Origin of the sequence: Pseudonocardia oceanicola (assembly GCF_047200735.1) — a bacterium.
Classification (GTDB): domain Bacteria; phylum Actinomycetota; class Actinomycetes; order Mycobacteriales; family Pseudonocardiaceae; genus Pseudonocardia.
The window spans coordinates 238,652-260,182 of sequence record NZ_JBJZON010000008.1 but is presented as its reverse complement, the minus strand read 5'-3'; the positions used below and the strand labels follow the sequence as shown (position 1 = coordinate 260,182).

Here is a 21,531-nt window from a genome sequence, read left to right as displayed (position 1 = left end):
CCGCTTCCTCACCATCCCGGCAGAAATCGTCGGTGTGCCGTATCCCGGCGTGGCCGCGGAGGCCGCCACGAGCCTGCCGGCCCGCGGCGGCGTCGCGTGAGGCCCATCTCCTCACCCCTCGACGTGCACCAGCCCCAGCCGTTGCGTGGCGCGGGTCATCGAGACGTAGAGGTCGGCGGGATTGCGGGCCCGGATCGCCTCGGGGTCGACGATCACGACGACGTCGAACTCGAGCCCTTTCGCCGAGACCGGGGTGTGCATCTCGGCAGGGAGGTCGGGAAGGCCCTCCACCTCGGGGGCGATCACCGCCAGGGTCCCGCGGCCCAGGCCCGCGGCCTCGGCCTCGACGGCCTTGCGCATCTCGGCCGCGAGGTCGGTCGCGGGCACCGTGCGCTCCCACGGATGCGTACCCGCCGCCCGCACCGACTCCGGGGGCCGGCGGTCGGGGGCGAACTCGGCGAGCACGGCGCCGGCCAGCGCCATGATCTCCGTGGGCGTGCGGTAGTTGACGGTGAGCGTCCGGTAGGTCCACCGGGAACCGAGGTGGGGGCCGAGCACGTCCGCCCAGGCCCGTGCCCCCGCGGGGGCACTGCGCTGGGCGAGGTCCCCCACCGCCGTGATCGAGCGCGACGGGCAGCGCCGCAGCAGGACGTGCCAGTCCATGGCCGAGAGCTCCTGCGCCTCGTCGACGACCAGGTGCCCGTACCGCCAGTCCCGGTCCCCGGCCGCCCGCTCGGCGACGCTCGCCAGGTGGCCGGGCACCTGCCGGGCGGCGAGGACGTCCGCGGTCACGAAGTCCGTCGGGCGCAGCTCGTCGGGGTCCTCCCCGGCGAGGTCGCGGTCGGCCGATTCCAGGATGTCCAGCACCTCGCCGGCGTAGCGGTCGTCGGGATCGTGCACCTCGGCCGGACCGGCGGGCGGCGGACCGAGCAGCTCGGCCAGCTCGTCGAGCAGCGGCGCGTCGGCCACGGTCCAGGCGGAGCCCGCCGGGCGGTGCAGCCCCTCGAGCCCCTCGCCGGCCGAGGCGAGCCGCTCCGGCGACGCGTAGAGGTCGGCGAGGCACCGCTCCGGCGTCAGCACCGGCCAGAGCCGCTCGACCGCGGCGTGGAAGTCGAGGTTTGCCCGGAGGTCGTCGCGCAGCTCGGCGCGCATCTGCGCCGTCACCTCCGCGGCACCGGCGGGCTCGATCTCGGGGAGGTCGAGACCGCGGAGGAGCTCGACGAGTTCGGGCGGGTCCTCCAGGCCGCGGTCGAGCTTCTCCATGCCCCGGTCGACGAGCAGGCGGCCGAGCGTGTCCCGGAAGGTCGTCCGGGCGACGTTGTGCGGCAGGCCGGTGGCGCGGGCGCGCCCGCGCGCCTCGGCCGCCGTCGCCCGGTCGATCTCGATCGTGACGTCCTCGAGCTCGATCGTGATCGGCGACGCGGGCAGTTCCTGCCGGTCGTCGACGGCGCGGCGCAGGACACCGAGCATCGCCAGGTCGCCCTTCGTGCACGCGACCTCGTCCGGGTCGACGGCGGTCGCGACGACGCCGTGCGCCAGCCGCCCGGGGGTGGTGAACACGACCGCCGACTCGCCGAGTGCGGGGAGCACCCCGCCGACGTACCGGACGAACCCGGCGCTGGGACCGACGACCAGCACGCCGCTGCGGGCCAGGCGCTCGCGGTGGGTGTAGAGCAGATAGGCGACGCGGTGCAGCGCGACCGCGGTCTTCCCGGTGCCCGGGCCACCCTCGATCACAACCGCGCCGGCGAGCGGCAGCCGGATGACGGCGTCCTGCTCCGCCTGGATCGTCGTGACGATGTCGCGCATCGTCGACCCGCGCGGTGCCGCCAACGCGGCGAGCAGCGCCGGATCCGACGCGGACCCGGAATCGACGTCGCCCAGCGCCGACCGCTCCAGCACGTCGTCGTGGAATGCGGCGACCCGTTCCTCGGGTGCCCTTCCGGCGAGCTCGAAATGACGCCGGCGGGTCACGCCGAGGGGCGTGGCGAGGGTCGCGCAGTAGAACGGACGGGCGGCGGGCGCCCGCCAGTCGAGCAGCGCGCTCTCCCCGTCCTCGGGATCGGTGAGCCCGATCCGGCCGACGTAGTTCCGCGATCCGTCGGTGTGGTCGAGCCGGCCGAAGCACAGCCGAGAACGGGCCGCCCGCAGCGCGCCCACCCGCTCCGACCAGCGGTGCACGGAGACGTCGCGTTCCCAGCGGGCGCTGAGCTCCCCACCCGTCGCCGCGGTCAGCATGCCGTGGGCCCGGGCGGTGGCGGTCGCGAGCTCCTCGGCGAGCAGCTCGTGCAGCCGCCCGATCCGCGCGCTCTCCGCCGCCAGCTCCTGCGCGGAAGAGGGTATTCCCGCGCGCTCCTCTCCCGTGCTAAAATGAGATTGCGGAGTAGCGTTATCTCGATCTGATGGCACCCCTCAGGATAGCTCTCCCCGCCATTCCCGGAACAGTCACCGCCCGCACATTCGTGGTGCTCGCGTCCCAACGCGGCCGGCTTTCCCGCGGTCGCGCGCCACGCCTCTTCCCGAGCGGGCCTTCCCCACCCGCTCGCCACCTCCGACGCGACCGCCCCGCTCGCCCGCCGTCGGGGACCGGACACGGCTCAGAGCCAGGAGGGGTCGGTGTCCAGCGACGTCCGGTCGAGCGAGGCCAGCAGATCCAGCTGAGGGCCGACCTTGGGCAGCTCGAACCGGAAGAAGTAGCGGGCAGCCGCGCGCTTGCCGTGACCGAGATCGTCGCGTTCGGCCGGGGTGTGGTCGGCGCGGCCCGCCGCGGTGTGGTCTGCGCGGCCCGCCGCGGTGTGGTCTGCGCGGCCCGCCGCGGTGTGGTCTGCGCGGCCCGCCGCGGTGTGGTCTGCGCGGCCCGCCGCGGCCAGCAGCTGTTCCAGCCAGATCCAGGCGACGACGACGTGCCCGGCCGCCTCGAGGTAGACCGACGCGTTGGCCAGCCGCTCCTCCGCGTCGGGGTGCGCCTGCAGCAGCGCGGTGACCTCGACGAGCCGGTCCAGGACCGCGCGCAGCTGCGCGCCGTACTCTGCGGCGTCGGCGCCGGCGTCGGCCGCCCGGGAGATCGTCGCGGCGATCGTCTCCTGCAGCGCGGTGAACCCGGCCCCGCCGGCCATGGCGACCTTGCGGCCGAGCAGGTCGGCCGCCTGGATCCCGTGGGTGCCCTCGTGGATCGGGTTGAGCCGGTTGTCCCGGTAGTGCTGCTCGACGTCGTACTCGCGGGTGTAGCCGTAACCGCCGTGCACCTGGATGGCCAGCGAGTTGGCCTCCGGCCCCCACTGCGAGGGCCAGCTCTTCGCGATCGGGGTGAGCGTCTCGAGCAGCAGGTGCGCCCGGACCCGTTCCGCCCCGGTCGGCGCGGTGCGTTCCTCGTCGACGAGCCGCCCGCAGAAGAGCACGAGGGCGAGGGCGCCCTCGGCGTAGGCCTTCTGTGCCAGCAGCATCCGGCGCACGTCGGCGTGCCGGACGATCGGGACCATCGGCGCGGCGGGATCCTTGGCGCCGGCCGGGCGGCCCTGCGGCCGGGTCGTCGCGTAGTCCAGTGCCTTCAGGTACCCGGTGTAGGCGAGCGCGGCCGCACCCGCCCCGACGCCGATGCGCGCCTCGTTCATCATGTGGAACATGGCGGCCAGGCCGCCCCCGGGCGCGCCCACGAGGTACCCGACGGCGCCCGGCTCGCCGCCCGGGGTGTGCGCGCCCTCGCCGAGGTTGAGCAGGGTGTTGACCGTGCCGCGGTAGCCCATCTTGTGGTTCAGCCCGACCAGCGCGACGTCGTTGCGCTCGCCCGGCTCCCCGTTCGCGTCGAGCAGGTACTTGGGCACCAGGAACAGTGAGATGCCCTTCACCCCGGCCGCGCCGCCGGGGATCTTCGCCAGCACCAGGTGGACGATGTTCTCGCCCAGCTCGTGCTCCCCGCCGGAGATCCACATCTTGGTGCCGTGCAGCCGGTAGCTGCCGTCGGGCTGCGGCTCGGCGCGGGTGGTGATGTCCGCGAGCGACGACCCCGCCTGCGGTTCGGACAGGCACATCGTCCCGTGGAACCGGCCCTCGACCATCGGTGGCACCCAGGTGGCGATCTGCTCGGGTGTGCCGTGCGCGATCAGGAGGTTCGCGTTGGCCACGGTGAGCATGGCGTAGGCCCAGGTGCCGATGTTGGCCGCGTGGAACCACGCCTGGACCGCGGTGCCGACGACGTACGGCAGCTGCAGCCCGCCCACCCGCTCGTCCATCGTGGCGGACAGCAGCCCGGCCTCCGCCGCGGCGCGCAGCGCGGGCGCGACCTCGTCGTGCAGGAGGACCCGGCCCGCGACGAACTCGGGCTCCTCGGCGTCGTTGCGCTTGTTGTGCGGGGCGAACTTCTCCGTGGCGAGGTCCGCGGCGAGCTCCAGCACCGCGTCGATCGTGTCCCGGGAGTGCTCGGCGTACCGCTCCCGCTCGGTCAGCTCCTCCACGCGCAGCCAGTCGTGCAGCAGGAACTGCAGGTCGTGGCGGGACAGGATGAGGTCGCGGTCGCTGCGCGGCATCGTCGCTCCCGAGGGGTTACTGATCGATCAGTAAGTAGAGTGGGCGCGACGGGCGGCGGCGTCAAGAGGAGCGGGTGATGGTGCGGGTCACCGAGGTCGGGCAGGACACCGGGGCGACGACGGCGGCGGGCGAGCGGATCCTCGCCGGCCTCGACCTGTGGGCGGAGTGGGCGACGGCGACGCAGCGGGCGATCGTCGGGGCCGCGCTGGAGTCCTTCGCCGAGCGGGGCTTCCACGGCACCTCGCTCAAGCACATCGGGCAGGGCTCCGGGCTGAGCACGGCCGCGCTGTACGTGCACTTCGCCTCGAAGGAGGAGCTGCTCTTCGCGCTCAGCCGGCGCGGACACACCCTCGCGCTGGAGCTCGTCCGCGCGGCCGCCGCGGAACCCGACCCGGCGACGGCGGTGCGGGTGCTGGTCTACGCCTTCACCCGCTGGCATGCCGAGCAGCGCACGACCGCGCGGGTCGTCCAGTACGAGCAGGGCGCGCTCACCGCCGCGCACGCCGAGGTGATCGCAGAGCTGCGTCGCGACACCGAACGGGTCGTGCGCGGGCTGATCGTGCGCGGGGTCGAGGAGGGTGCGTTCACCGTGCCCGACGTCCGCGGGGCGAGCGCCGCCGTGCTCTCCCTCGGCATCGACGTCGCCCGGTGGTACGTCCCGGGCGGCCCGTGGCCGCCCGACGCGCTGGGCCTGCTCTACTCCGAGTTGGCGGGCCGCATGCTCGGGATGCCAGCCTGAGGCCATGCGGATCGCCCTGGCCCAGATCGTCTCGACCCCGTCGGCGGAGGAGAACCTCGGCCTCGTCGCCGACGGCGCCCGCGCGGCCGCCGAGGCAGGCGCGCGGATCGTCGTGTTCCCCGAGGCCACGATGTGCTGCTTCGGCGTGAAGCTCGGTCCCGTCGCCGAGCCGCTCGACGGCCCGTGGGCGGATCGGGTGCGGGCGGTCGCCGAGGACGCCGGGGTCACCGTGGTGGCCGGCATGTTCACCCCGGCCGAGGACGGGCGCGTGCACAACACGCTCCTGATCACCGGCGGCGGCATCGAGGCGTCCTACGAGAAGATCCACCTGTTCGACGCGTTCGGGTTCGCCGAGTCGGACACCGTCGCCCCGGGCACGGGGGTGCGCACCATCCAGGTCGACGGACGCACGGTCGGCCTCACCACCTGCTACGACCTGCGGTTCCCCGGGCTGTACCAGGAGCTGGGCGACCGCGGGGCCCAGCTGATCCTGGCCCCGGCGTCGTGGGGCGCCGGGCCGGGGAAGCGGGAGCAGTGGGACCTGCTGGTGCGCGCCCGTGCCCTGGACTCGACGGCCTTCGTGGCCGCCTGCGACCAGGCCGACCCCGAGACCGTGGGCCGGCCGCGCGGGAAGGCGCCGACGGGGATCGGTGCGAGCCTGGTGGCGAGCCCGTACGGCGCGGTGGTCGCGCAGCTGGGGGAGGAGCCCGGACTGCTCGTGGCCGACCTCGACCTGGACGAGGTCGACGCGGCCCGCAAGGCCGTCCCCGTCCTGGCGAACCGCCGGTTCTAGCCAGTGCCGGGACCCCGACCGGACCGCGACCGGCGACGGCGAGGCCCACCGGTTCGTGGCCGAGGACTGACCCCGGCCGCCGGTGGCAGGCTCGCAGGATGAGCGCTCCCACCCCGCCGACGGCCGAGCTGCACCTGCACGTCGAGGGCACGATCGAGGCCGAGCTGCTGGTCCGGCTCGCCGACCGGGACGGCCTCCCGCTGCCCTCGCGCGACCCCGCCGTGCTGCGGGAGCGGTACGAGCACTTCGCCGACCTGCAGGCCTTCCTCGACGTGTACTACGCGAACCTCGCCGTGCTTCGCACCGAGGAGGACTTCCACGAGCTGGCGACGGGCTACCTCGACCGGGCGCGGGCGGCGGGGGTGCGGCGGGCCGAGGTGTTCTTCGACCCGCAGACACACGTGGGGCGCGGGGTGCCGCTCGAGGCGGTGATTCGCGGGCTGAGCAGCGCGTTCGCTGCGGCCGAGGAGACGCACGGGGTGTCCGCGGCGCTGATCCTCTGTTTCCTGCGCGACCTCGGCCCCGAGGCGGCGGAGGAGATCCTGCGGGCGGCGCTGCCGTTGCGCGAGCACTTCATCGGCGTCGGGCTGGACTCGGCGGAGGTCGGGTACCCACCGTCACTGTTCACCCGCGTCTACGCGATGGCCGCCTCGGAGGGCCTGCACCGGGTGGCGCACGCGGGGGAGGAGGGCGGTCCGGACTACGTCCGCGAGGCCCTCGACCTGCTCCACGTCGCGCGCGTCGACCACGGCATCCGCGCCATGGAGGACCCGGAGCTGGTGGCGCGGCTGCGCGCGGAGCGGATCCCGCTGACCGTGTGTCCGCTCTCCAACGTGTACCTGCGGGCCGTCGACGCGCTGCCCGACCACCCGCTCCCGAGGATGCTCGACCAGGGTCTCGTCGCCACCGTGAACAGCGACGACCCGGCCTACTTCGGCGGGTACGTCGACGAGAACTACCGGGCCGTCGCCCGCGACCTCGGCCTCGACCGGGCGCGGCTCGCGCAGCTGGCCCGCAACTCCGTCGACGCCGCGTTCGCACCGGCGGAGGACAAGCGGCGCTGGCACGGCGAGATCGCGGAGTGGACGGCCCGGGCGGGCTGAGCGGTGCCGGCCGGGATCCCCGTCGCATCCCCGGCCGGCACCGCCTCAGGTGTTCGCCGTGGCGAGCTCGAGGAACTCGGCGAACTTCTCCCGGGCGGCCTCGGTCCGGGTCGGCACGTGCTCGCTCGGGACGTCGTGCGCCTCGTAGCCGCGCAGGATGCGCCTGGCGACCGTGGCCTTGTGCACCTCGTCCGGGCCGTCGTAGATGCGGGCGGCGCGCGCGGCCCGGTACATCTGCTCCAGCGGCAGGTCACCGGAGAAGCCGAGGGAGCCGTGGATCTGGATGGCGCGGTCGATCACGTCGTGGAGCACCTTCGCGCCCCAGAACTTGATGATCGCGATCTCGTTCCGGGCGTTCGACGCGCCGACCTGGTCCATCTTCCACGCCGCCTGCAGGGTCAGCAGCCGCGCGGCCTGCATCTCCGCCGCCGAGGTCGCGACCCAGTCCTGGATCATCTGCTTGTCGGCGAGCACCGAGCCGTGCGCGTACCGCGACACCGCACGCTCGCAGAGCATGTCGAAGGCACGCTGCGACTGGCCGAGCCAGCGCATCGCGTGGTGGATGCGGCCCGGGCCCAGTCGCTGCTGGGCCAGCGTGAAGCCGTCCCCGGGGTTGCCGACGAGGTTCTCCTTCGGCACCCGCACGTTCTCGTAGAGGATCTCCGCGTGCCCGCCCTCGAGCCGCGGGTGCACCGTGGAGTGGTCCATGACCGGGATGTCGCGCAGGATGTTCACGCCCGGCGTGTCCGCCGGGACGATGATCATCGACGAGCCCTGGTGGGGCGAGACGTCGGGGTCCGTGACCGCCATGACGATGAGGAAGTCCGCGGCCGAGGCGTTGGACGAGAACCACTTGTGGCCGTTGATCACGTACTCGTCGCCCTCGAGCACCGCCCGGGTGGTGAGCAGCGTCGGGTCGGCGCCGGCGCCCGGCTCCGTCATCGAGAAGCAGGAGCGCAGCTCGCCGCGCAGCAGCGGGTGCATCCACTGCTCCTTCTGCTCCGGCGACCCCCCGATGGCGAGCAGCTCGGCGTTGCCCGAGTCCGGCGCCTGGTTGCCGAAGATGCCGGGCGCGAATGTGCACTGGCCGAGGATCTCGTGCATCAGACCCAGCTTGACCTGGCCGAACCCGCCGCCGCCGAGCTCCGGGGGCAGGTGCGCCGCCCACAGGCCCTGCTCCTTCACCTTCTCCTTCATCGGAGCGGTGATGCGGGCGTAGGTCTCGCGGTCGATGTCCAGCGTCTCGAGCGGGATGATCTCCTCCCGGACGAACTCCCGCATCCACTGCAGCTTCTTCTCGAACTCCGGCTCGGTGGAGAAGTCCCACGCCATCGTGCCCGCACCTCCGCGACTCGCTTCGCCGACCCCGACGTCAGCCTCTGCGGGCACGCTAGTTGATGCAGGCGCCTTACGGCAGCCCCCTCGTCGGCCGGGCCCGGCGTCGACCGCCGGCGTCCCCCCGGTTGATCGACGGCGGGCCCGGAGTTGGTTAGCCTCGCCTGCGTTCCCGACCGCACGTCCTGGAGGTCCGCACGACATGGCCACCGAGCTGGAGAACGGCCCCGTCCCCGTCGTGACGGCGAGCGTCGATCGGCTCTCGCCGAGCCTGGTCCGGGTGGTGCTCGACGTGCCCGACGCCGCCCGGCTCGACTCGCTGGGGGTCCCGGACGAGGCCGTGGTCCTGCGGTTCCCCGGTGCGGAGGGCGGCCGCTGGTACACCGTCCGGCGCTGGCAGCCGCTCCGGCTGACCGTCGACATCGTGCTGCACCCCGGCGGGATCGGCGGCGAGTGGGCGGCGCGCGCCCGGATCGGTGACCGGCTGGAGATCACGCACCACAACAGCTGGTTCCGCCGGCCCGAGGAGGCGCGCTGGCAGCTGCTCGTCGGCGACGTCACGGCGCTGCCTGCGGTCGGCCGGATCGTCGAGGAGTCGGCGGACCGGCTCCCGACCACGGTGCTGGTCGAGGTGCCGCACCGCCAGGACGCCCAGGACCTGCCCGGCGCCCAGGTCCGCTGGATGCACACCGAGGGGCTGGGCCGCACACCGAGCCGGCTCGACGAGCTGGTGCGCGGCGTGCAACTGCCGCCCGGCCCCGGCTATGTCTACGTGGCGGGGGAGGCTTCCGCGACCCGGGCGGTGCGCCGGCACCTCCGCCGCGAGCTCGGCCTGCCCGGCGGCGCCTACGGGGTGGTCGGGTACTGGCGGGCGGAGTCGGAGAAGTGGTTCGCCCGGGTGGCCGAGAAGGGCGCCGACACCGCCGCGATCTACGCGGAGGAGCTCGAGGCGGGCGGGGACCCCGAGGACGTCCGCGCCCGGTACGAGGAGCGCCTGGCCACCCTGGGCCTGTGAGCCGTGCCCGCCGGACCGGTCGTGACGGACGGGGCGGGCCGGACGAGAACCCGGCCGTGGGCGGGCGAGGCGGCCGAGATCCCGTTCGTGGGCCCGACTGCGATCGTTCACGTACCCGCAACGAATCCGACGGGCAACTCCCGGCGCCCCCGCTCGTTGAACCGGGTGCCGATATCGGCGGGGACTGGGGAGCCCCCTCGCCGATATCGGCAGATCCCGTTCCGGGGCCCGATCACCCGTCGGGCAGGATCGGCACCTCCAGCCCCTGGTCGCGGCCCAGCCGGGCCGCCCGCGTCACGGACTCCGCGCCGAACCGGGTGCGCAGCGAGTCCAGCGTGCGGTCCAGCTCCGGCCCGCTGGTGCGGTCGAAGGGCAGGGCGAGCTGCATCGCGTCGTCCCGGTCGAGGTTGGTGAACGAGAGGCCGATCAGCGTGAGACCGCGGTCGAGGATCGTGCCGAGGGACTCGCGCAGCAGTCGGCGAGCGGCGTCGCGCAGAGTGGCGGTGTGGTCCGTGGCCCGGGCGAGGGTGTGCGAGCGGGTCGCCCGGGTGTAGTCGCCGAAGCGCAGCCGCAGCACCACCGTCCGGCACGTCCGCTCGGCGCCGCGCAGCCGCCTCCCGAGCCGGTCGACGATTCCGGCGAGGATCGCGTCCAGCTCCTCGGGTGGACGGCGGCGCCGGCCGAGCGCCCGTTGCGAGCCGATCGACCGCCGCCGGCGCCCGGTCTCGACGATCCGGGGGTCACGGTTGTGCGCCAGCGCGTGCAGGTGCCGCCCCGACCCGCGGCCGAGCAGCGACACCAGCGCGGGCTCGCCCAGGTCCGCCACCTCGCCGACCGTGCGGATCCCCAGCGCGTGCAGCTTCGCCGCGGTGACCGCGCCGACACCCCACAGCCGCTCGACCGGCAACGGGTGCAGGAAGTCCAGTTCGCCGCCGGGCGGGACCTCGAGCAGCCCGTCCGGCTTCGCGACCCCGCTCGCGACCTTGGCCAGGAACTTGGTGCAGGCCACCCCCACGGTGATCGGCAGGCCCGCCTCGGCGAGCACCCGCGCCCGCAGCCGCTCGGCGATCGCGACCGGCGTGCCCGCGATCCGCCACAGGCCGCCGACGTCGAGGAACGCCTCGTCGATCGAGATCCCCTCGACCACCGGTGTGGTGTCCCGGAAGATCGTGAAGACCGCCTTGCTGGCCTCGGAGTAGGCCGAGAACCGCGGCGGCACCACGAGCGCGCCCGGGCAGAGCGCCCGCGCCTGCCGCCCGCCCATCGCCGTGCGCACCCCGAAGGCCTTGGCCTCGTAGCTGGCCGCGAGCACCACCCCGCCGCCGACGATCACCGGCCGCCCGCGCAGCCGTGGCGCGTCGCGCTGCTCGACGGAGGCGTAGAAGGAGTCGAGGTCGGCGTGCAGGATGCTCGCCTCGGCGCGACTCTCGATCCTGGACACGAACAGATGTTCGCACGGACCCCCGACGAAATCCCGCCGTGCGCGCCGGAGCGCCACCGGCGCGCACGGTCAGGCGTAGGCGATGCGCCTGCCCGACAACGACACGACGTCCAGCCGCAGGAACCAGGGCTTGTCGCCGCCCGCCCACGGCCGCAACGGGAGCCGGCGCGCCCGGGCGAGCTCGGCCGGGTCCTCGACCACGTGCAGCCGGCCGAACGCCAACAGGCTCCACCCCTCCTCCCAGACCTCGTCGACGTGGTCGACCTGGAAGGCCACCCGCTCGCAGCGGGTCGCGGCCGCGACCTTGCTGCCCGCGGCGGACCGGACGTACACGGCGTCGCCGTCGACGGCGAAGTTCACCGGCAGCACGAGCGGCCAGTCGGTCGGGACGAAGGCCAACCGGCCCAGCCGCGGGCGATGGGTGACGAGCAGGGCCCGGCACTCGTCCGGGCTCAGTGTCGCGAGCGCGATCTCGGTCTCGGACATCGTCGTCCCCACGGCCCGTCGTCCCCACGGCCCGTCGTTCACCGGGCCACCCACCGGCCGGGCGGCCCGCGCCACCGCGCAGCCGCCCGGCCCGGCGGAGTGTTCCCGACGCGCACGCGGCGCACGCAGGGTCGAAGGTCCCTGCCCGCCCGGTGGCCCGGGCCGCAGGATCGGGGGATGGGTGCCGGGCCGTCGTCACCGCTGCTCGGCGATCTGCTCCCGGGCGGGTCCGCGCTGCCCGCCGCGCTGGTCCGCGAGCTCGACCACCGGACCACGGCGCACGACGTCGCACAAGGCACGGTCCTGCTGCGGCAGCGGGCCGTCGTCGACGACCTGATCGTGCTGGTCCGCGGTCGGATCGCGACCCTGATCGACTTCGCGGGCACCGGTGACCTGGTGGTCGAGACCACCGAGGAACCCGGGCGGTTCTTCGGCTGGTCGGGCCTGGTCGCGCCGGGACGGGCGACGGCCACCATCCGCGCGGACGCGGACTCGCGCATCGTCACGCTGCCGCTCGCGGTGGTGCGCGACGGACCGCCCCGCTGGAGGGCGATGGTGTGCGCGCTGGTCGCGGGTGCGCTGGCGGACCGCACACAGGAACTCCAGGCGCGGTGGGCCCGCCCCGCGGCCGATCCGGCCGAGGTGCCCGGGCAGTCCGAGGCGTCAGCGCCGGCCGCGGGGTCAGTGCCGGCCGCGGGGTCAGTGCCGGCCGCGGGGTCAGGGCAGTCCGCGGTGTCAGCGCCGGCCGCGGGGTCAGGGCCGTCCGCATCGGCCGAGGTCTCCGGGGATGCGTGACCTCGCCGCGGTGCGCCGCTGGTTCGCCGGGCTCGCCCTGCTCGACCAGCTGCACGACGGGGACCGGGACCTGTTCGCCGAGCACGCGAGCTGGGTGACCCTGCCGGCCGGCGTGCGCCTGTACGGCGAGGGCGAGCGGGGGTCCGCCCTGTGGTTCCTCGTCGAGGGCGGGATCGTCCTCGGACCCGCGTCCGGCGACGGGCCCGGCCGCGACACCGGACCCGACGGCGACGGCGGGGTCGGCGGCGGGGTCGGCGGCGGGGTCGACGGCATCGTGCGGCGGGCGGTCACGACGCCCGGTCATCCCGTGGGCTGGGACGGTCTGGTCCCGCCCGGCCGCTACCGGTGGGACGCGCACGCGGCCTCCCGCACCCGGCTGCTGCGGGTGGACCGGGAGGTGATCGACGCGTCCTGCCGCCTCGACGAGGCGTTCGCGGCGCGGCTGCACGAGTTGCTCCTGTGGCTGGCGGGCGGGCAGCTGCGGCGCCAGCACACCCGACTCGTCACCGGTCACTACGACGACGAGACCGACGCGGTCGCCGCGCTCGTCGCGCTGCGGGCCGAGGAGCTGCGGGTGACCTCGCCGCTCCACCGCATCCCCGGCTACCTGCGCTCGCGCCCGACCGTGGCGGACGCCTTCCGCGCACTCGAGGTGATCCGTGACGGGCCCGACGCGGTCGAGGCCGAGATCGCGCGCGAGGCGCTCGACCTGCTCGTGGGGGTGCGCCGGGAGCTGCGGGTGTACCTCGGGCTGCAGCGGGTCTACGAGGCGGTCGCCTCGGCGCCCCCGGACCTCGCGCCCGCGGAGGTCCGGGCCCGGTCCTGCCGGGCGCTCGTCGACCTGTTCGCCCACACCGAGTACCGCATCGCGGGCCTCGACCGGCTTCCGCCCGCGCCGGGCAACGTCGTGCTGTGCAACCACCTGGACAGCCACCCCGGCAACCGCCTGCCGAACGGGTTCAGCCTGATCCTCGACACGCACTTCGTCTCGTCGATGATCCTCTACCGGACCTACGGGCGGGCGCCGGTCCGCGTGGTCCGGGACTCGCACTGGCACGAGGCCGGGCACGCGCGCTACTACGCCCGCCTGGGCTACGTCATGGTCCCGTCCTCGGAGGAGGGCCCGTCGACGCCGCAGCAGCGGGCCCGGCGCTACGAGCGCTTCGAGGCCGAGGCGGCGGCGACGCTGCGCGGCGGCGACGACCTGGTCATCTGCCCCGAGGGCCGGCCGGGCCCCACCTCGGGGTCGCCGGGCCGCCTGCGCCTCGGCGCGTTCCGGCTGGCCGGCCGGATCGACCCGGAGCCGCTGATCGTCCCGGTGGCGGTCGCGCACTTCGACCAGCGGCTCAGCCGGGCCGTGCTCGGCGCCGTGGTCGCCGAGCCGTTCCGGATGTCCGACGTCGTCGCCGACCCGTCCGACCCCGAGCAGCTCGCGCGGTTCGTCGACGAGGACCTGACCCCGCGCTACCGGGGCTGGGTCCGGGAGGCAGCGGCCCTGCGCTGACCAGGGGAACCGCCCTGCCCGAACCCGTCCGCCCCGATCCCGTCCTGCCCGATCCCGTCCGCCCCGATCCCGTCCTGCCCGATCCCGTCCGGCACCCCGCCGACGGCCAACTCGAGCCAGCGCTCGTCGAACCGGTCCCAGGCGCGCATGGCCGGTCCGGCGTCGTGGCTCACCGGGAAGGTCATGACCTCGACCGGCGCCCGGAACCGGGCGACGACGGCCTCGACGGTGGCGCACGGCACCACGCGGTCGACCACGCCGAGCCCGAGCACGGTCGGACAGCCGACGCGCGGCGCCAGCAGCGCGGCGTCGAAGTAGGACAGGACGGCCTGCAGGTCGTCCTCGGGGTACTGGGGGTGCTGGTCGAGGAACGCGGCGACCTCGGCCCCCGACCCGGCCTCGACGAGCAGGCGGCGGCCCTCCGCCCAGCCGAAGGTGGGCACCCCTAGCACGAGCAGGTCCGCGCGCGGCGCCACCGCCTCGGCCATCAGCGCCAGCCCACCCGCGAGGCTGACGCCGTGGCTGACCGCGCGCAGCGTCGGCACCCCCAGGGCGGCGGCGACCTCGGTCGCGCGCACGTAGTCGCACACCGCGCCGCGCAGCACGGACGTCTCGGGCCGGCGCGCGCCCGTCAGCAGCCAGCCCCCCGGTGCGGGGGACGGGAGCGCCGCGACGGAGCGGCCGAACCCACGGACGTCGAAACCCAGGACGTGGCAGCCCGCACGGACCCACTCGAGCCGGGGAACGGCCTGCGAGCGGTATCCGTGGGCGTGGACGACCAGCGGTCGGGGGGCCGCGTCCTGCCAGGTGATCGCGTACCCGTGGATCGGCTGCCCGCCCCAGGACCGGAACTCCAGGTCGTGGGCGATGGTGCCGGGGGTCGGCGCGGGGCGTGGCGTCCGGCGGAGGTCGACGGGCACCTCGCCGAGCCGGGCGAGCGTCGTGGCCCAGAATGCGTCCAGGTCGGGGGGGCGGCCCGGGGGTTCGGCCTGCTCGGGCGCGCCCGTGTCACCGCCGTCCGCGCGGCGCACGTCGGTCGTCTACCCGAGCGTGAACGGATCGCGGGTGCCGCCGGTGAGCTCGACCCACACCGACTTGTTCTCGAGGTACTCGTCGAGGGCGGCGACGCCGTTCTCCCGGCCCAGCCCGGAGGCGCCGAACCCGCCGAAGGGCACGCTGGGCGCCACCACGCGGTAGGCGTTGATCCACACCGAGCCCGCCCGGATCCGTGCGGCGACCCGATGGGCGCGGTGCACGTCCTTGGTCCAGACCGCGCCGGCCAGCCCGTAGGGGGTGTCGTTGGCCAGCTTCACCGCCTCGTCCTCGTCGGTGAAGGTGTAGGCGGACAGGACCGGGCCGAAGACCTCCTCGCGCACCACGGTCGACGCCGGGCCGACGCCGGTGAGCACCGTCGGCTTCACGAAGTACCCGCCGAGGCCGTCCTCGGCGGCACCGCCGTAGGCGACCGTCGCGCCCTCCTCCCGCGCGGTGCGCAGGTAGCCGAGCACCTTCTCGTACTGCGGCGCGTTGGCGACCGGGCCCATCTCGGTCCCGGGGTCGTTCGGATCGCCCAGCTTGATGGTGGCCGCGCGCTCGGCCACCAGCCGGACCAGCTCGTCGTGCACGGACTCGTGCACGATCAGCCGCGACCCGGCCATGCAGGTCTGCCCGGTCGCCGCGAACACCCCGGCGACGAGCCCGTTCGCGGCGGCCTGCAGGTCGGCGTCGGGGAACACGACCTGCGCCGACTTCCCGCCGAGCTCCAGGGTGACCTTGTTGAGGTTCTCCGCCGCGGCGTGCGCGACCGCCCGCCCGGTGGCCGTCGATCCGGTGAAGGCCACCTTGTCGACGTCCGGGTGCCCGGCCAGGTGCGCCCCGACCTCCCGGTCGAGCCCGGTCACCACGTTCACCACACCCGGCGGGAACCCGGCCTGCTCGACCAGCTCGGCGAAGCCCAGGGTCGAGGCGGGCGCGTGCTCGGACGGCTTGACCACGATCGTGCAGCCCGCCGCGAGCGCCGGGGCGAGCTTCCAGGTCATCAGCAGCAGCGGCGAGTTCCAGGGGGTGATCGCCGCGACCACCCCGACCGGCTCGCGCCGGGTGTAGACGAGGTAGTTCGGGTTGGGCGTGGGGATCTGCCGTCCCTCGATCGTGGCGGCCAGCCCCGCGTAGTAGTGGAACCAGGAGCCCAGCCCGCTGAGCTGGCCGATCATCTCCCGGTACAGCTTCCCGGAGTCGTTGACCTCGAGCCGGGCGAGCCGCTCCGCGTTCTCGCCGACCAGGTCGCCGAGCCGGCGGAGCAGGGCGGCCCGGGTGAACCCCGTGGTCCGGCCCCACTCGCCGTCGAGCGCGGCCCGCGCGGCCGCGACCGCGGCGTCGACGTCCTCGGTGCCGGCGTCCGGGATCTCCGCCCACGGCTCGCCCGTGTAGGGGTTCTGCGACTCGAAGGTGCGCCCCGACGCGGCGTCGGCGGGCTTGCCGCCGATCAGCATCCGGAAGCGTTCCAGCCCTGCGCCCATGCCCGTCCTCCTCGACGTCACCCTCGCTGTCCCCGGACCGACCCTAGGGGAGTGGCATGCCGCACTCCAGACCCGTCACAGCACCCGGTCCAGTCCCTTCCGCACGGCGTCGGCCCGCAGGTCCGGGTGCTGCTCGGTCGCGGTGAGCGGCGGCGAGAACCCGAGCGAGGAGACCATCGGCCGGACCAGCACGCCGTGCTCGCGCACCGCGGTCGCGATGGCGCCGGGCAGGCCGGGCGTGGCCGCGAGGTGCCGATGGTGCCAGGGCCGATGAGGTCGGTGCCGATGCTGTCGGGGCCGGTCACGGCGTCTCCTTCGGATCGGTTCGGGCGGTTCGTCCACGGCCTCGGCGGGATCCGCGCGGCGTCCCGGCTCGCCGGAGCCGCCGAGGGGGGGAGTAAGCAGGGCGGGGACACGAGATCTTCGAGGAGGCGCGAAGTGGCGTACGACGCCGTGCTGGCCGAGACCGTGGGCATCCGCGGCCACGGCGACGACCTGGTCGAGGCCTACACCGCCCGGCCGATGGCCCCCGGCCCCCGGGGCGGGGTCATCGTGATCCACCACATGCCCGGCTTCGACCGGGAGTCCAAGGAGGTCGTGCGCCGCTTCGCGGTGCTCGGCTACGACGCGATCTGCGTCAACCTCTACAGCCGCGAGGCGCCCGGCGCGGCCCCGGACGACGCCGCCGCGACGGCCCGCGCCCAGGGCGGCGTGCCGGACGAGCGGTTCGTGGGCGACGCGAGGGCCGCGGCCCGCTGGCTGCGCGACCTGCCGACGTCGAACGGCAAGGTGGGCTCGATCGGCTACTGCTCCGGTGGCCGGCAGGCGTTCCTGACCAGCGTCGAGGTCGACGTCCAGGCGGCGGTGGACTGCTACGGCGCGTTCGTCGTCGGGACGCCGCCGGAGGGCTTCCCGCTGCAGGTGCAGCCGCTCGCCGAGCGGGTCCCCGAGGTGCGGGCACCGATCCTGGGCCTGTTCGGCAACGACGACTCCTACCCGTCGCCCGAGCAGGTCGACGAGCTGGAGAAGCTGCTGCAGGAGAACGGCAAGACCTACGAGTTCCACCGCTACGACGGCGCCGGGCACGCCTTCTTCTCCGTCGACCGGCCGAGCTACCGACCGGAGGCGGCCGTCGACGGCTGGCGCCACGTCGAGGCGTTCTTCGCGACCCACCTGGCGGGCTGACCCGTGTGCACCTACTCCACGGAGAAGATCGAGGTCGCGCGCAGCAGCGGGAAGGGGCCCGAGGGCTGGTTCCCGCTGCGCACCGCCACGGTCTACTACGACCATCCCGTGCACGCCCCGGACGAGCACACGGTCAACATCGACTTCCTCAACCCCGAGAAGGGGCCCGGGGCGCGGGTGGCCGTGGAGCTCAGCCTCGACACCGCCCGGGAGCTGCTCGCGGCGCTGCGGACGACCGTGGAGCGGGCCGAACACCATTGAGCGGTATTCCGCGGGCATCGTCCGCGCTCTCCTCTTCCTGAGCGGGAGAAGAGGGGAGCGCGGACGGTGACACGGAACCTGACGGGCATGCGACGACTGGGTGAGTTCTGCACGAAGGTCACGACGATCAAGGAGGTCGTCGCGGCGCTCGGTGCGATCCGGGATGCCTCCGCGGCCGACGTCGTGCGGCCGGACGTCGACGGCATCTCCGCCTTCTCGCGCCTCTACACGATCATCACGCAGAACGTCCTCGACACCGTGGAGGGTCGCAAGCCCGCGCGTGCCTTCACCGACCCGGCGTTCCTCACCATGCTCGACGTCGAGTTCGCGAAGCGGTACCTGAACGCGATCCACGCGTGGGAGACTGAGCCGAGGTCGGCGCCGCGGGCCTGGCGGGTGCTGTTCGACCGCCGGCGCGCCCCGGGCATCCGGCACGTCAACTTCGCCGCGGCGGGCGTCAACGCGCACGTTAACTTCGACCTGACCTACGCACTCCTCGAGACGTGGAAGACGTTCCCGCCCAACCGCGCCCGCCGGAAGGACTACAACGCGGTCAACGACATCTTCGCCGAGGAGATGGACGAGCTCCGGGAGGACTTCGAGGCGTTCCTCACGGAGGACTTCGAGGACGGCAGCCCGGTCGACAAGCTCGGCAACGTCCTGTCCGGCGTCCTGGTGACGTGGACCCGCGCGGCCGCCTGGTGGGCGGCGACGTGGGTCTGGCGGCACTACGACCCGCTCGGTCACCTCGGCGGCCGGAAGTACCAGAAGGCGTACGACCGGATGCACCGCCGACAGGACCGGGTGGCACAGGCCCTGGGCTGGGCCGTCCTGAAGGCGCCCCGCATCCCCTGACACCCCTCACACCCCGCGCGGCTGGAGGATCTCCGGGTCGACGTCGAGGTGCAGCACCGCGGCCCGGCCCCCCGCGACGGCGCCGAGGGCGCGGTCGAGCGCGGCCGGGACGTCGTCGGTGCGGGAGAGCCGCTCGCCGTGGATGCCGAAGGAGCGGGCCAGCGCGCCGAAGTCCGGGTTGACCAGCGCCGTGCCGCTGGGCCGGCCCGGGTGGTGGCGCTGCTGGTGCTGGCGGATGGTGCCGTAGCCCGAGTTGTCGGCGATCACCACGAGCGGCGTGGCGCCGTAGGCCGCGGCGGTGGCGAGCTCCTGGCCGTTCATCAGGAAGCAGCCGTCGCCGGCCACGCACACCACCTGCCGCCCGGGGTGGACGAGCGAGGCGGCGACGGCGGCGGGCAGCCCGTAGCCCATCGCCCCGTTGCGCGGGGCGAGCAGCGAGGGGAAGGAGTGCCGCGGCAGGAACCGCTGCGCCCAGATCGCGTGCTGCCCCGCGCCGTGGGCGACGATCGCATCCGGCGCCATCCGCTCCGCCAGCGCGGCCGCGGCCCCGTCGAGGTCGACGAACTCGGTGCGCACGGGCGCGCCGGGCGTCGCGAACCGCTCGCGGGCGGCGCGCAGCCCCTCCCACCACGTCGGCTCCGCCGCGGGGCCCTCGGGCAGCGCGCCGGCGAAGGCGGCGGGGGTCGCGAGCAGGTGCAGGTCGACGCGGCGCTGGTGCGCCCGCAGGTCGGGGTCGGCGGAGACGACGACCGTCGGCGCGTCCGGGTTCCCGCGGGTGTAGCCGCCGGACAGGACGTCGCCGTACTGCCCGCCGACGAAGAGCAGCAGGTCGGCCCGGTCGAGGGCGTCGAGCAGGCCGGGATCGGAGCCGTAGCCGAACCAGCCGGCGTACGCGGGGCTGTCGTGGTCCACCATGTCCTGGCACCGCCAGTCCGCGACGACCGGGAACCGCCGCCGCTCGCACCAGGCGGTCACCGCGGCGGTCGCGTCGGCCGTCCAGCCGGTCCCGCCGACGATCACGAGCGGCCGCTCCGCCCGGCCGAGCAGCACCTCGAGCTCCTCGGCCTGGGACGCCGACACCGCACCGCCGGAGACGGCCCGCGCCGGGACGACGGGTGCGGAGGTCTTGGCGGTGAGGACGTCCTCGGGCAGCCCGATCACCACCGGGCCCGGCCGGCCCGCCGTCGCCACCGCGAACGCCTCGGCCAGCTGCTCGGCCGCGCGCTCCGGTCGGTCCAGGGTGATCACCCGCTTCGCGGTGGTGCCGAACCAGCCGCCGAGCGAGAACTCCTGGAAGGACTCCCGGTCCCGGTCCGCGACGGGGATCAGGCCGACGAGCAGGATCATGGGCGTGGCGTCCTGCCAGGCGGTGTGCACGGCGATCGCCGCGTTGGCCGCGCCCGGGCCGCGGGTCACGGCGACCACGCCGGGCCGGCCGGTCAGCCGGGCCTCGGCGAGCGCCATGAACCCGGCGCCGCCCTCCTGCCGGCACACGACCATGTCGATCGGGGAGTCGTGGAGCGCGTCGAGCACCTCGAGGTAGCTCTCGCCCGGTACGCCGTACACGCGCGGCACCCCGAGCGCCTCCAGCTGCGCGACGAGCAGCGCCCCCGCGGTCCGTTCCGTCCCGGCCCGGTCACCCACGGTCTCAGCCACGGACTCCGACCTCCTGCACCTCGTCGTTGCGGCCCAGCGCGACCTTCGGGGCGAGCATGCCCGAGATCGCCGTGATCAGGGCGATCACGATCAGCAGCACGGCGGCCGTCCAGGACGCCCCGCCGGCCGCGGCGAGGAAGGCCGAGGCGACGAGCGGCACGAACCCGCTGACCACGCCGGCGACGTTGGCCGAGAGGGCCACGCCCGAGTACCGCAGCCGGGCCGGGAACAGTTCGGTGAGCAGCGCGCCGGAGACGGCGTAGGGGATCGACAGGCAGGCGACGCCCAGGGTGACGCCGAGGATCACCAGCGCGGCGGCCCTGGTGTCGATCAGCCAGAACATCGGGAACGCGGCGATCGCGGAGACCAGGCCGCCCGCGACGGTGACCCGGGCCGGCCCGTACCGCTCCGCGAGCCGGCCGCCGGTGATCAGCACGAGGATCTCGACGGCGGCCGCGACGAGCGTGGCGGCCAGCATCAGCGACTGCGGCAGGTCCAGGGTCGCGGTCCCGTAGCTGATCACGAAGGTCGTGGCGAGGTAGAACCCGCCGACGCCGAGGAACGCCGACCCGGCACCCACGAGCAGCTGCGGGAGGGACCGCAGCAGGACGTCCTTGACCGGTGAGCTCGCCCGCTCGTCCTCGGCCAGCAGCTGCTCGAACAGCGGCGACTCCTCGACCTTGCGGCGCAGGTAGAGCGCCACGGCGAGCAGCGGGAAGGCGGCCAGGAACGGCAGTCGCCAGCCCCAGGCGTCGAAGCTCTCCGACGGCAGGGCCGACACCGCGAGGAAGGCTCCCGAGGAGAGCAGCGTGCCGATCGGCGAGCCGACCTGCGGCATCGCGGCGTAGCGGCCGCGCTTCTCCTTCGGCGCGTGCTCGACGGCGAGGGTGACCGCGCCGCCCCACTCGCCGCCGACCGCGATGCCCTGGAGTAGGCGCAGCACGGTGAGTGCGATCGGCGCGAGGACGCCGATCGAGACGGTCGTCGGCAGCGCGCCGATCAGACCCGTCACGATGCCGATCATGGTGACCGTGACGATCAGGCAGGTCCGCCGGCCGATCCGGTCGCCGAGGTGCCCGAACAGGATCGCGCCGAGCGGCCGGGCGGCGAACCCGACGGCGAAGGTGGCGAACGCGGCCAGCGTGGCGGCCACCGGCGACCCGGTGAAGAACAGCCGGTTGAACACCAGCGAGGCCGCCGTACCGAAGAGGAAGAAGTCGTACCACTCGAGGGCGGTGCCGACGAAGGCGCCGAAGGCGACCTTCCGTGCCTCGCGAGCACTGACGGTCGCGGGGTGGGCGGGTGAGGTCATGACATCTC

General features: G+C 74.5%; 19 protein-coding genes. 9 read left to right on the top strand and 10 right to left on the bottom strand.

Going from position 1 to position 21,531, the window contains the following annotated elements; all coding sequences use genetic code 11:
• Nucleotides 1-111: 111 nt before the first annotated feature.
• A complete protein-coding gene (locus tag ACL02T_RS14865) occupies nucleotides 112-2,409 on the bottom strand; it encodes a UvrD-helicase domain-containing protein (protein WP_412831277.1) in 2,298 nt (765 codons plus the stop codon).
• A gap of 188 nt (nucleotides 2,410-2,597) precedes the next feature.
• Nucleotides 2,598-4,523 (bottom strand): acyl-CoA dehydrogenase, encoded by a 1,926-nt coding sequence (locus ACL02T_RS14860; RefSeq protein ID WP_412831276.1) that lies wholly within the window; start codon nucleotides 4,521-4,523, stop codon nucleotides 2,598-2,600.
• Nucleotides 4,524-4,600: 77 nt separating this feature from the next.
• On the opposite strand from ACL02T_RS14860, the gene ACL02T_RS14855 reads away from it, so the two are divergent.
• The 3 genes from ACL02T_RS14855 (at nucleotide 4,601) to ACL02T_RS14845 (ending at nucleotide 7,159) form a co-directional block, all read left to right on the top strand.
• Complete coding sequence (locus ACL02T_RS14855) at nucleotides 4,601-5,263, top strand: TetR/AcrR family transcriptional regulator (protein ID WP_412831275.1); 663 nt, start codon at nucleotides 4,601-4,603, stop codon at nucleotides 5,261-5,263.
• 4 nt (nucleotides 5,264-5,267) lie between these two features.
• The gene (locus tag ACL02T_RS14850; RefSeq protein ID WP_412831274.1) at nucleotides 5,268-6,056 is read left to right on the top strand and encodes a carbon-nitrogen hydrolase family protein; all 789 of its coding nucleotides are present in this window, start codon (nucleotides 5,268-5,270) and stop codon (nucleotides 6,054-6,056) included.
• A 98-nt stretch (nucleotides 6,057-6,154) separates the two neighbouring features.
• Nucleotides 6,155-7,159 (top strand): adenosine deaminase, encoded by a 1,005-nt coding sequence (locus tag ACL02T_RS14845; RefSeq protein ID WP_412831273.1) that lies wholly within the window; start codon nucleotides 6,155-6,157, stop codon nucleotides 7,157-7,159.
• 45 nt (nucleotides 7,160-7,204) lie between these two features.
• Here the strand turns inward: ACL02T_RS14845 and ACL02T_RS14840 are convergent, their stop codons facing one another.
• Nucleotides 7,205-8,491, bottom strand: a complete 1,287-nt coding sequence (locus ACL02T_RS14840) for an acyl-CoA dehydrogenase family protein (protein WP_412831272.1) — start codon at nucleotides 8,489-8,491, stop codon at nucleotides 7,205-7,207.
• A gap of 205 nt (nucleotides 8,492-8,696) precedes the next feature.
• Here ACL02T_RS14840 and ACL02T_RS14835 point away from each other — a divergent pair, with 205 nt between their 5' ends.
• Nucleotides 8,697-9,509, top strand: a complete 813-nt coding sequence (locus tag ACL02T_RS14835; RefSeq protein ID WP_412831271.1) for a siderophore-interacting protein — start codon at nucleotides 8,697-8,699, stop codon at nucleotides 9,507-9,509.
• A 232-nt stretch (nucleotides 9,510-9,741) separates the two neighbouring features.
• Here the strand turns inward: ACL02T_RS14835 and dinB are convergent, their stop codons facing one another.
• Nucleotides 9,742-10,956 carry a DNA polymerase IV gene (gene dinB / locus ACL02T_RS14830; protein ID WP_412831299.1) on the bottom strand — a complete coding sequence of 405 codons (1,215 nt, stop codon included), beginning with the start codon at nucleotides 10,954-10,956 and terminating at the stop codon, nucleotides 9,742-9,744.
• Nucleotides 10,957-11,019: 63 nt separating this feature from the next.
• Nucleotides 11,020-11,436: a pyridoxamine 5'-phosphate oxidase family protein gene (locus ACL02T_RS14825; RefSeq protein WP_412831270.1), complete on the bottom strand. Its 417-nt coding sequence runs from the start codon at nucleotides 11,434-11,436 to the stop codon at nucleotides 11,020-11,022.
• A gap of 177 nt (nucleotides 11,437-11,613) precedes the next feature.
• Here ACL02T_RS14825 and ACL02T_RS14820 point away from each other — a divergent pair, with 177 nt between their 5' ends.
• Both ACL02T_RS14820 and ACL02T_RS14815 read left to right on the top strand, forming a co-directional pair.
• A complete protein-coding gene (locus ACL02T_RS14820; protein ID WP_412831269.1) occupies nucleotides 11,614-12,231 on the top strand; it encodes a cyclic nucleotide-binding domain-containing protein in 618 nt (205 codons plus the stop codon).
• Nucleotides 12,224-13,735, top strand: coding sequence for a hypothetical protein (locus ACL02T_RS14815; protein WP_412831268.1), 1,512 nt, complete (start codon nucleotides 12,224-12,226; stop codon nucleotides 13,733-13,735). The genes ACL02T_RS14820 and ACL02T_RS14815 overlap by 8 nt, the downstream gene beginning before the upstream one ends.
• Here ACL02T_RS14815 and ACL02T_RS14810 read toward each other — a convergent pair.
• The 3 genes from ACL02T_RS14810 to ACL02T_RS14800 all read right to left on the bottom strand — a co-directional run bounded on the left by ACL02T_RS14810 (nucleotide 13,696) and on the right by ACL02T_RS14800 (nucleotide 16,461).
• Nucleotides 13,696-14,766 carry an acetylxylan esterase gene (locus ACL02T_RS14810; RefSeq protein ID WP_412831267.1) on the bottom strand — a complete coding sequence of 357 codons (1,071 nt, stop codon included), beginning with the start codon at nucleotides 14,764-14,766 and terminating at the stop codon, nucleotides 13,696-13,698. The genes ACL02T_RS14815 and ACL02T_RS14810 overlap by 40 nt on opposite strands.
• A gap of 9 nt (nucleotides 14,767-14,775) precedes the next feature.
• Nucleotides 14,776-16,254: an aldehyde dehydrogenase gene (locus ACL02T_RS14805; protein ID WP_412831266.1), complete on the bottom strand. Its 1,479-nt coding sequence runs from the start codon at nucleotides 16,252-16,254 to the stop codon at nucleotides 14,776-14,778.
• Nucleotides 16,255-16,329: 75 nt separating this feature from the next.
• Nucleotides 16,330-16,461 carry a hypothetical protein gene (locus tag ACL02T_RS14800; protein ID WP_412831265.1) on the bottom strand — a complete coding sequence of 44 codons (132 nt, stop codon included), beginning with the start codon at nucleotides 16,459-16,461 and terminating at the stop codon, nucleotides 16,330-16,332.
• 231 nt (nucleotides 16,462-16,692) lie between these two features.
• On the opposite strand from ACL02T_RS14800, the gene ACL02T_RS14795 reads away from it, so the two are divergent.
• From ACL02T_RS14795 to ACL02T_RS14785, 3 genes are all read left to right on the top strand, one after another.
• On the top strand, nucleotides 16,693-17,439 hold the full coding sequence (locus ACL02T_RS14795) for a dienelactone hydrolase family protein (RefSeq protein WP_412831264.1): 747 nt from the start codon (nucleotides 16,693-16,695) through the stop codon (nucleotides 17,437-17,439).
• A gap of 3 nt (nucleotides 17,440-17,442) precedes the next feature.
• Nucleotides 17,443-17,700: a DUF6295 family protein gene (locus tag ACL02T_RS14790; RefSeq protein WP_412831263.1), complete on the top strand. Its 258-nt coding sequence runs from the start codon at nucleotides 17,443-17,445 to the stop codon at nucleotides 17,698-17,700.
• 66 nt (nucleotides 17,701-17,766) lie between these two features.
• Nucleotides 17,767-18,555, top strand: coding sequence for a DUF5995 family protein (locus ACL02T_RS14785; protein ID WP_412831262.1), 789 nt, complete (start codon nucleotides 17,767-17,769; stop codon nucleotides 18,553-18,555).
• Nucleotides 18,556-18,561: 6 nt separating this feature from the next.
• Here the strand turns inward: ACL02T_RS14785 and ACL02T_RS14780 are convergent, their stop codons facing one another.
• Together ACL02T_RS14780 and ACL02T_RS14775 are read right to left on the bottom strand one after the other, a co-directional pair.
• Entirely contained in the window at nucleotides 18,562-20,211 is a 1,650-nt protein-coding gene (locus ACL02T_RS14780; protein ID WP_412831261.1) for a thiamine pyrophosphate-dependent enzyme, read from the bottom strand.
• A complete protein-coding gene (locus ACL02T_RS14775; RefSeq protein ID WP_412831260.1) occupies nucleotides 20,204-21,523 on the bottom strand; it encodes an MFS transporter in 1,320 nt (439 codons plus the stop codon). The genes ACL02T_RS14780 and ACL02T_RS14775 overlap by 8 nt, the downstream gene beginning before the upstream one ends.
• Nucleotides 21,524-21,531 lie beyond the last annotated feature (8 nt).